Source organism: Paraburkholderia oxyphila NBRC 105797, from assembly GCF_000685075.1.
GTDB classification, from domain to species: Bacteria; Pseudomonadota; Gammaproteobacteria; order Burkholderiales; family Burkholderiaceae; genus Paraburkholderia; species Paraburkholderia oxyphila.
In genome coordinates this window covers 1-9,354 of record NZ_BAYD01000195.1, presented here as the reverse complement: position 1 = coordinate 9,354, position 9,354 = coordinate 1, and the positions used below count along the sequence as shown (strand labels likewise).

Annotated in this window: 8 protein-coding genes; 5 read left to right on the top strand and 3 right to left on the bottom strand. The window is 68.0% G+C overall.

Annotation, left to right across the window (positions count from 1 at the left end; translation table 11 throughout):
- Positions 1–28: 28 nt before the first annotated feature.
- Genes BO1_RS47345 through BO1_RS55800 form a run of 3 tightly spaced genes read right to left on the bottom strand, consistent with a single transcriptional unit; the run spans position 29 to position 2,750 of the window.
- On the bottom strand, positions 29–619 hold the full coding sequence (locus BO1_RS47345; RefSeq protein WP_028223561.1) for an amino acid kinase family protein: 591 nt from the start codon (positions 617–619) through the stop codon (positions 29–31).
- Positions 620–655: 36 nt separating this feature from the next.
- On the bottom strand, positions 656–1,711 hold the full coding sequence (locus BO1_RS47340) for a hydantoinase/oxoprolinase family protein (RefSeq protein WP_028223560.1): 1,056 nt from the start codon (positions 1,709–1,711) through the stop codon (positions 656–658).
- Entirely contained in the window at positions 1,701–2,750 is a 1,050-nt protein-coding gene (locus tag BO1_RS55800) for an ATP-grasp domain-containing protein (RefSeq protein ID WP_063744766.1), read from the bottom strand. The genes BO1_RS47340 and BO1_RS55800 overlap by 11 nt, the downstream gene beginning before the upstream one ends.
- Before the next feature lie 13 nt (positions 2,751–2,763).
- Between BO1_RS55800 and BO1_RS47330 the strand changes: the two genes are divergently transcribed.
- From BO1_RS47330 to BO1_RS47310, 5 genes are all read left to right on the top strand, one after another.
- Positions 2,764–3,462, top strand: a complete 699-nt coding sequence (locus BO1_RS47330) for a HisA/HisF-related TIM barrel protein (RefSeq protein WP_028223559.1) — start codon at positions 2,764–2,766, stop codon at positions 3,460–3,462.
- A 534-nt stretch (positions 3,463–3,996) separates the two neighbouring features.
- Positions 3,997–5,280 carry a molybdopterin-binding domain-containing protein gene (locus BO1_RS47325; protein ID WP_028223558.1) on the top strand — a complete coding sequence of 428 codons (1,284 nt, stop codon included), beginning with the start codon at positions 3,997–3,999 and terminating at the stop codon, positions 5,278–5,280.
- Positions 5,277–6,977, top strand: coding sequence for a formylmethanofuran dehydrogenase subunit A (locus BO1_RS47320; RefSeq protein WP_028223557.1), 1,701 nt, complete (start codon positions 5,277–5,279; stop codon positions 6,975–6,977). The genes BO1_RS47325 and BO1_RS47320 overlap by 4 nt, the downstream gene beginning before the upstream one ends.
- On the top strand, positions 6,974–7,924 hold the full coding sequence (fhcD, locus tag BO1_RS47315) for a formylmethanofuran--tetrahydromethanopterin N-formyltransferase (protein ID WP_043289143.1): 951 nt from the start codon (positions 6,974–6,976) through the stop codon (positions 7,922–7,924). Before BO1_RS47320 ends, fhcD begins: the two co-directional genes overlap by 4 nt.
- Positions 7,921–8,745, top strand: coding sequence for a formylmethanofuran dehydrogenase subunit C (locus BO1_RS47310; RefSeq protein ID WP_028223555.1), 825 nt, complete (start codon positions 7,921–7,923; stop codon positions 8,743–8,745). The genes fhcD and BO1_RS47310 overlap by 4 nt, the downstream gene beginning before the upstream one ends.
- Positions 8,746–9,354 lie beyond the last annotated feature (609 nt).

Sequence of the window (9,354 nt, the reverse complement as noted above, 5' to 3'; positions counted from 1 at the left end):
GCCAAAAAACCCACAAAAAAAGCATCTCTCACGAAGCAGCAGCATGCAATAGCAATTCACGCACACGAACCCATTCCTCTTTATTGAGGATATCCAACGGATAAGAAGCATCCCGCGTAATTTCACCAAATCGCTTATCGAGCACACCACTATCGGCCAGCATCGCGACGCTAGACGCAGAATCCACCTCACAAGACTTCACAATCAAAAGACGCTCAGCATTGAGCCGATTAGCGAGCCACGCCGCCAGCGAATCCGAAGTCACATCCCAGCTCGTGAGCGTATCGGCCTCCTGCCGCAGCAACCCAAACGGCGCCCACACCGCAGTCCTGCCCTCATGCAGCGCATGCCGAATCTGCGGCTCACTAGTCGCCACCACGAGCCGGCGACACAACCCCTGCATCATCAGCGCATGCTGCGCCATCGCCAGCACCGCCATATTATGCGCGGCCAGATCATCGAATCGCCAGAGCCCCTGATGCTCGCGCACCTGATCCGCAAAGCCGCCGCCGCCCGGCACAATCACCACGCGCCCGCCGCCCAGCTCGCTCAATTCGCGCAGCCAGGTCTGCAGCAACGGGTCGCGGCTCAAGCTCCCGCCGATCTTCACCACCCACATAGGCGCTCCCTCGACGGCATCGTCCGCCCCGCCGCGTCAGGCAAGCGCAGCATCGGCCGTCTCCGCGAACAGCAGCGCAACCGCCGCGCTCGGCGCGCAGACCTGCGCCCAGCCAGCCGCGCCGCCTTGCGCCTCGACGAGCGTGGCAAAGCGCACGCTCTCATACCCGCATGAGCGCGCCAGCGCTTCAGCCAGAAATGCGCCGCAGCCCGCCGCCACCAGCACGGCACCCCGCACCGGCGCAACCCGCCCCAGCACGCGCGTGAGATTCGCGGCCAGGTAGGTGAGCTGCAGATCGCGCCATTGGTGGGCGAACGCAATCCATTCGGTCTCCGATGCCTCTCTCGCGTCGTGGCCAATCATGCGCGCGAGCCGCCGGTGCGTGGCCGCGGCGTCCTTGCTTGCGCCATCCGCGGCGGGATGCTGGTCGTGCATCGGCGCAAGCTCTCCGGTGAGCCGGTACACGTCAGCCGTGGTCGCGAAGTGCTCGTTCATCACGTTATAGGTCTCGCCGCGAAAGCCCACGCGCTGCGCGAGCGCGCACAGCGGCGTGCGCACGACGCCCTGGTAGACCAGCTCGCCCGTGCGCAGTCGCGCAGCGTCGTCGGCGCCGTGCGCGGCGATCCGGCCGCCGCGCAACGGGATCAGGTCGGTCGTGGTGCTGCCGATGTCGACCAGCACCGCATCGGGAAGCCGCCTCGCGACCACCTGTGCCGTAGCAAGCCAGTTGGCCGAGGCGATGCGTGCCCAGTGCGTCGCCACACTGTCCAGCCCGCTCCAGAGCCCTTCGCCCGCATAGAAGGCCACATGCTCGCCAAGACGGGCGGCAAGCCGCTGCGCGAGCGCGGCCACGCCGGCCTCGCGATGCTCGAAGAGATCGGCCATCTCGCCCGTCATCGTCACCGCGTGTCCGGCCTCGCGGTAATCGGGCCAACGCGCGGCAGCCTGAGCCAGCACGGCGTCCAGTTGCGAGAGGCCCTGCCACAGCGGGCAGGGCCACTGCGCGACGTCGAGCACGCGGCCATCCTCCACGCGCGCCGCCTTGACGTGCGCGCCCCCGATGTCCCAGCCAATCACGAGATCATGCGACATGGCAGATCCGTTCGGCACCGTCGTGCGCGGTGTCGTACGCTATTTCGTGCGTTGCATCGTGCCTGTCGCACTGGACTTCGCGCTGGACTTCACGGTGCGCCGCCAGCACGCGGGCCGCCAGATTCGTGTCGAGCCGCGCAGCGAGCCCTGCATACGCACAGGTCACGCGCGGATTGATCTCGATGATCACGGGTCCGCGTTCGCGATGCCAGACCACGTCGATACCAACAAAGCCCGCCAATCCGGGCAGCGCGCGCGCAACCCGCGCCGCCAGCTCCGCGCATGCGCGGCCAACGAGGCTGTCGAGCGCGATGGCGCCAACCGTGACGCCCTCATAGGCGAGACACCCCTGCGTGACGTTCACATGCTGCCAGTTGACGCTCAGCAGTTCCGCATGGCCCGGCGTGCACAGCAGCGAGAGACTCAGCGCGTCGCCCTCCACCCATTCCTCGAAGGTCACCTGCTCCCGCGCGGCGAGGCGCGCGAGGTACGCGGACTGGGCCGCGCGAAAGTCGTGATAGACATGGGTGTCGATCGCGCCAGCGCCGTCGTCGGGCTTCACGACCCACGCGCTCGCGCCCGGATCAAGCGGCGCGTCGGCCGACCACGCGCGCGTGGCCGCGATGCCGGCTTGCGCGAGATGCCGCGCCGTCCTGCGCTTGCTGCCCGCCACCTGCAGCGCGGCGGCGTCGCAACCGATCCAGCGCGGCGCGTCCACTGCGTTGCAGAGCGCGGCCAGCACGCCGTCCGTCTCCGGCGCGATGACCCAGACCGCGTCGTGGCGCTGCGCCTCCTCGCCCACGAACGCGACGGCGTCATGCCCCCGTGGCGGCACACGCCATGTCAGCGACGGTGCACGCGGCGTAGCGGCGGTATCGCCCGCGGCGCAGACGCAGGTCACCTCGACGCCCGGCAGGCGCGCGAGGTCACCCGCCACCGGGTCGCGCATCGCACGCCCCATCGCGAGCAATTCGGGCCTGGCAGCCGCTGCCGCATCGCCGCCAGCACTGATATATTCGTAGACCAGCACCTTCGTCATCGCTCGCTCCCCCATGCAAATCATTCCCGTTATCGACGTGCTCGGCGGCACCGCGGTGCGTGCCGTGCGTGGCGAACGCAGCCGCTATCGCCCGCTCGAATCGCAGCTCTGCAGCGGCAGCGATCCTGTGGACGCCGCGCACGCCCTCCTCGACTACTGCGGCTCCGCCGTGCTCTATGTCGCCGATCTCGACGGCATCATGCACGGCGCACCGCAACGCGACCTGCTCGCCCGCCTCGCCGGCGCGCTGCCCGGCGTCGAGCTGTGGCTCGATGCGGGCTTTGCCGATCCGCACGCCGCCAGTGCACTGCTTGCGCCATTGCGCGAGACCGGCTTGTCCTGCGGCGCCACCTTCACGCCCGTCTTCGGCAGCGAATCGCTGCGCCCCGGCGCGATGGCGCATCTGCCTGCCGATGCGCTGCTCTCGCTCGACCGCCGGCACGACACGCCGCTCGGCGACCCGCATTGCTGGACCGACACCTCGCACTGGCCCGCGCGCCTCATCGTCATGACGCTCGAGCGCGTGGGCTCGTTCGACGGCCCTGCGCTTGGCACGATCGCCGAAGTCCGCGAACGCGCGGGGCAGCGGCAGATCATCGGCGCGGGCGGCATTCGCAACGCCGACGATCTGCAAGCAGCAGCCGCATCGGGCGCGACGGCATGGCTCGTGGCCTCCGCCCTGCACGAGCGGCGCATTCCCGCCGCGTCCTGAGCGCACGGCCCGCGCGCTGCACCGGCCACTTCGCGACAATCACGTTTCATGCCAACGCCGGGCGCAGACGATCGCGCGCGTGTCTCGCGGCTTGTGAGCGTGGGCGGTAGCGCGTTGATTAGCGCGTTGAGTTGCGGATTGAGTAGCGCATGCGGTCGTTCATGAGCCGCGAATCGGCAGCGGATCGGCCATTGCGCCGGTGCCGCGCCGGTGCTGCGTGGAGGCAGCGTGGAGGCAACGTCGATGCGGCGCCGGTGTGAAGCAGATGTAAAGCAGGTGAGAAGCGGCCGTGACAGTGTGTGGCGCGCTCGGGCATCGTCGTGCGCATTGTGTGTCGCGCACGGCGCGCGCCGTTGCCCACGAGGAACACGGATCGAACCGCCGATCAGCCTGCAAAGCCCCCCTGCCTATCGCCTGCAAGTCCACCCGCAAGTCCGCCTGTAGGTCCGCCTGTAGGTCCGCCTGCAAGTCGCGTTGAGCCCACATGCGCCGCCGCCGCGACGCGCATGGCATAGCCCTTGCAAATCGGCAGGCATGGATGCCACTCTTCACTCTCCCCCCTGGACCTGCCCGTTCTGCGCGCTGCTGTGCGATCGCTTCGGCGTCGCCCAAGGCAAGACGCTGACACCGGCGGGCACGAGTTGCCCGCGCGCCGCGCGCGCGCTCGCCCAGTTCGGCGGCGCGCCCTCTCACGCGAGACCCGCCGTGAACGGCCAGCCGGCAGACGCACAGACGGCGCTCGACACCGCCGCGCAGTGGCTCGCCCGCGCGCGCCAGCCGCTCTTTGGCGGCATGGCCACCGACGTGGCCGGCGCACGCGCGCTCTATCGCGTCGCCAACGCGTGCGGCGCGATCGTCGATCACGCCCATGGGCGCGCGCTGATGCACGGCTTGACGGCCATGCAGGACCGCGGCGCCTTCACGACGACGCTCGCCGAGATCCGCAATCGCGCCGATCTGATCGTCTGCATCGGTGCCTCGCCGTCGGCCCGGTATCCGGAGTTCTTCGCGCGCTGCGCGGTGGGCGGCGAGGCCGGCAGCGTCGGGCCGGCACGGCGCACGGTCGTCTTTCTCGGCTGCGAGGCCGATGCCGCGCTCGCGCAGCAAGCGGGCGTCGAGACGCTCGCCGTGCCCTTGCACGGCGACCTCTACGACACGGTGGCCACACTCAACGCGCTGCTCGCCGGCAAATCCCTGCGAGCGCCGGCCGATCCCGCGTTGACCGCGCTCGTGGAGCGCATGCTCGCGGCGGACTACACCGCAATCGTATGGATTCCTGCCGATCTGCCGGGCACCCATGCCACGCTGCTCGTGGAGGGATTCGACCGCCTGCTGAAGACGCTCAACCGCATGCGGCGCGCGGGTGGCCTCGCACTAGGCGGCGACGACGGCGGCGCGAGCGTCAACCAGACGCTCACGTGGCTCTCCGGCTTGCCTTTGCGCACGGGCGTGCATCGCAGCGGGCTCGAGCACGCGCCCCAGCGCTACGACACGGCACGCCTGCTCGCGGACCAGAGCGTCGATGCGCTGGTCTGGGTCGCGAGCTTCGGCGCGGATCTGCCGCCGCCGCACACTACCCTGCCGACGATCGTGCTTGGCCATCCTGGCCTTGCCGCGACCTGTGCAGACCGCGAAGGTCCGACCGTGTTCGTGCCCGTCTCCACGCCGGGCATCGGCTCGCCGGGCCATCTGTTCCGCGCCGATGGCGGTGTCGTGCTGCCGCTCACGCCCGTCTATGAAGACACGCTTCCCACCGTGGCCGCTTTCGCGGGACAGTTGGGTGCAAAGCTCGCAGCCCGCAAGGAGAACGCCGCATGAGCACGTTTCGTCTGCGCGGGGGCCGCGTGTTCGATCCGGCCAGCCGCATCGACGGGTCGATTGCCGACATCTGCGTGCGCGACGGCCGCATCGTCGAACTCGGCGCCGAGGAGCCCGTGGACCACGAATACGACGTCACCGGCATGACCGTGATGGCGGGCGGCATCGACATGCATTCGCACATCGGCGGCGGCAAGGTGAACCTCGCCCGCATGCTGATGCCCGAGGATCACCGGATCCGGATGCAGCGCGAGCACGCCGAAAGCGCGCTGGAGCTGGCCTCGTGCGGCATCTGCACGCCGGGCACGCTCGCGACCGGCTACCGCTACGCCGAGATGGGCTACACGGCGGCCTTCGAGCCCGCGATGATCGCCTCGAATGCGCGCCACACGCACCTGGAAATGGGCGACACGCCGATCATCGATCACGGCGCCTATGTGATGCTCGGCAACGACGAGCTGTTCCTGCGCATGCTCGCGCAAGGCGAGGACTTCGAGCGCCTGCGCGATTACGTCGGCTGGTCCATCAACGCAACGAAGGCGCTGGGCGTGAAGGTCGTGAACCCGGGCGGGATCTCCGCGTTCAAGTTCAACCAGCGCAGCCTCGACGTGGACGAGACGCACGCGCACTACGCCATCACCCCGCGCCAGGTGCTGCATACCCTCTCTCGTGCGCTCACCGAGCTGGGCGTGCCGCATCCGCTGCATATCCACGCGAGCAACCTGGGCGTGCCCGGCAACGTCGACTCCACGCTTGCGACCATCGACGCGCTCGAAGGCCTGCCGGGCCATCTCACGCACATCCAGTTCCACAGCTACGGCACCGAAGGCCCGCGCAAGTTCTCCTCGGCGGCCGAGCGCATTGCCGACGCAGTCAACGCGCATCCGAACATCTCGATCGACGTGGGCCAGATCATGTTCGGACAGACCGTCACCGCGTCCGGCGACATCATGAAACAGGTCAAGCAGGCCGAGTTCGCCACGCCGCGCAAATGGATCGCCGGCGACATCGAATGCGATGCGGGCTGTGGCGTCGTGCCGTTCCGCTATCGTGAGCAGAGCTATGTGAATGCGCTGCAATGGACGATCGGCCTCGAACTGTTCCTGATGGTGAAGAACCCCTGGCAAATCACGCTGACCACCGATCATCCGAACGGCGGCCCATTCACGAGCTACCCCCACCTGATCCGGCTTCTGATGGACAAATCGTTCCGCGACGAGCAGCTCGCGAAGCTGCATCCCGAGGTGGCGCAGCAATCGGCGCTCGCGAGCATGACGCGCGAGCTGAGCTTCGAGGAGATTGCGATTCTGACGCGCGCCGCGCCGGCGCGCCTGCTCGGGCTGACCGACCGCGGCCGCCTGAGCGCGGGCGCCGCCGCCGACATCGCCGTCTATCGCGACGACGCCAACCGCGAGGCCATGTTCAGCACACCGGAATACGTCTTCAAGGACGGCGAGCTGGTGGCGCGCCACGGGCGCATCGTGGCCACGCCCGTGGGGGGCACGCACTTCGTCGAGCCGGAGTTCGACCGTTCGATCGAGCGCACGCTCGACGAATACGGCGAACGCCATCTCGCGTTCAACTTCCGCCACGCCGCCATCGGCCGCGACGAGCTGTGCTCGTGCTGCAACGGCGGGCGCCTCCTGCCCGCGGCCTGCGGCGTACACGGAGGCAACACCGGAGACCAGCCGTCATGAGTGCCACCGCGAGCACCACGGAGAAGGCGCCGCTCACGATCAACGGCGTCACCATCGACGACACCTTCGCCGAAGCCTTCCCGATGAAGGCGACACGGCTCGTGATCACCGCGCGCAACGCCGCCTGGGCGCGCCACGCGGCCGTGGCCGCCACCGGCTTTGCAACCTCGGTGATCGCCTGCGGCTGCGAGGCCGCCATCGAACGCGAGATCGCGCCGGACGCCTCGCCCGACGGCAGGCCGGGCATCGCGGTCCTGCTCTTTTCGATGTCGGGCAAGGAGCTGGCCAAGCAGGTCGAGCGACGCGTGGGCCAGTGCGTGCTGACCTGCCCGACTACGGCCGTCTATGCGGGCATCACCGAGGGCGAGGCCATTGCGCTCGGCAAGAACCTGCGCTTTTTCGGCGACGGCTGGCAGATCTCGAAGCTGATCGACGGCGTGCGCTACTGGCGCGTGCCGGTCATGGACGGCGAATTCGTTGCGCAGGAAACGACCTCGGTGATCAAGGGCGTGGGCGGCGGCAACCTGCTGCTGCTCGCGCGCGACCCCGACGCCGCGCTCGCGGGCGCCGAAGCCGCCGTGCAAGCGATGCGGCGCGTGCCCGGCATCATCATGCCGTTCCCCGGCGGCGTAGTGCGCTCGGGCTCGAAGGTCGGCTCGAAGTACTCTACCCTGCCCGCCTCGACCAACGACGCGTATTGCCCCACGCTCGCGGGCCTCGCGCCGCGCACCGCATTGACCGATGAGACGCGCTGCGTGCTGGAGATCGTCGTGGACGGGCTCAGCGAAGCGGATGTCGCGAACGCGATGCGCACCGGCATCGAAGCCGTGACCGCGCGCGGCGCGCAGGCCGGCGTCACGCGCATTAGCGCGGGGAACTATGGCGGCAAGCTCGGGCCGTTTCATTTTCATCTGCATCGTCTGTGCGGCAACGGAGAAACCTCATGAAGCGCATCACGCTGCGCGTGAAGGACGCGCCCGCGCTGCGCATCGACGCGCGCACGCTCCTGCCGGCTATGCTCGCTCCTCTGAGCGAGAGTGAAATCGCGCGCCTGCCGCTTTGGCATGGGACCGAGCGTATCGTGCTTGCGGAGCTCTTTGATGTGCGTATGCACGCGATACCCGAGGGCGAGCCTTGCGTCGTGTTTGAGGGCGACTTGCGGCGATTCGATCGCGTAGGCTGCGCGATGGACGGCGGCATGATCGTCGTGGACGGCGACGTGGGCGATCTTGCTGGCTCGCAGATGAGCGCTGGATCGATCGTCGTTAGCGGCAGTAGCGGTGAGTTCGCGGCCTGCGAGATGGCGGGCGGGCGCCTCGAGATTGGCGGCAATACCGGCGATTTCGCGGGGGCGGCGTTGCCGGGCAGCATGGACGGCATGCGCGGTGGCACGCTCATCGTGCGTGGGCATGCTGGTGAGCGTTTTGGTGACCGCATGCGGCGCGGTACGGCGCTCGTGTTCGGTGATGCGGGCGCGTTTGCGGCCTCGCGGATGGTGGCGGGGACGATTGGCATCGCTGGCTGCGTGGGCGAGCATCTTGCGTATGGGATGCGACGTGGGTCGCTGATTCTGGCCGGCGTGCGGGAATTGCCGGAGACGAACCGGTTCGTCGAGAATTATGCCGAGGTGAGCGTCTTCTGGCGGCTCATTACGCGTAGCCTCGCGCGTGAAGGCGGGCCGTTCAGTGAGTTGGCGATACGGGAGCCGCGACGGCTCGTTGGGGATGTCTCCGTGGACGGGAAAGGAGAGTTGCTAATTGCAGCATGAGCGCGCATGATTCGCGGGGTTTTTGCTTGCAAATTGATGCTTCTTCTTGGTGGGTTTTTAGGCGCTTTGGCCTTAACTTGTATTTGCGGCGGGCCGCAAGCGTCGCCCCTGTGCGGGGCGGCACCTACTTTTCTTTGCAGCCGCAAAGAAAAGTAGGCAAAAGAAAGCGGCTCACACCGCTAGTGTGACGCCGTCCACCACTGCCCTGTATATCGGAGCGGCTCCGGAGCGTCTGTCACCACGCAGCGTATAGCGGAGTGACTAAGGGCTCATCCATCCGGCGGCGCTGCGCGCGCCGTAGGGTATATCCAAAACCAGTGGGATGTACACGCATCTGTAGCGCTCACATATATTCGCTCGGCGCCTTGCCCACGCATTCGCCAGCCAGCACGCCTGCGCATTCAACGGTTAGTACCCGGCGCATTTACAGGTCATCACCCCAGTGCATTCACCGGTTCGAACCCCATCGCATTTACCTGCCATCCCCCTGGCGCATTCACCGGTTAGCACTCCCGCACATTTTCCGGCCCGTACCTCCGCGCATTTGCGGGCGGCACCCTTAACGCATTCACCGGCCAGCCTGGCCGGTTTTCCTTGCAGACCCTTCCG

Excerpts from the sequence above, each read along its gene's own strand:
- BO1_RS55800 (WP_063744766.1), bottom strand. The coding sequence starts at position 2,750 with ATGACGAAGGTGCTGGTCTACGAATATATCAGTGCTGGCGGCGATGCG.
- BO1_RS47325 (WP_028223558.1), top strand. The coding sequence starts at position 3,997 with ATGGATGCCACTCTTCACTCTCCCCCCTGGACCTGCCCGTTCTGCGCG.
- BO1_RS47320 (WP_028223557.1), top strand. The coding sequence starts at position 5,277 with ATGAGCACGTTTCGTCTGCGCGGGGGCCGCGTGTTCGATCCGGCCAGC.
- BO1_RS47340 (WP_028223560.1), bottom strand. The coding sequence starts at position 1,711 with ATGTCGCATGATCTCGTGATTGGCTGGGACATCGGGGGCGCGCACGTC.
- BO1_RS47345 (WP_028223561.1), bottom strand. The coding sequence starts at position 619 with ATGTGGGTGGTGAAGATCGGCGGGAGCTTGAGCCGCGACCCGTTGCTG.
- BO1_RS47310 (WP_028223555.1), top strand. The coding sequence starts at position 7,921 with ATGAAGCGCATCACGCTGCGCGTGAAGGACGCGCCCGCGCTGCGCATC.
- fhcD (WP_043289143.1), top strand. The coding sequence starts at position 6,974 with ATGAGTGCCACCGCGAGCACCACGGAGAAGGCGCCGCTCACGATCAAC.
- BO1_RS47330 (WP_028223559.1), top strand. The coding sequence starts at position 2,764 with ATGCAAATCATTCCCGTTATCGACGTGCTCGGCGGCACCGCGGTGCGT.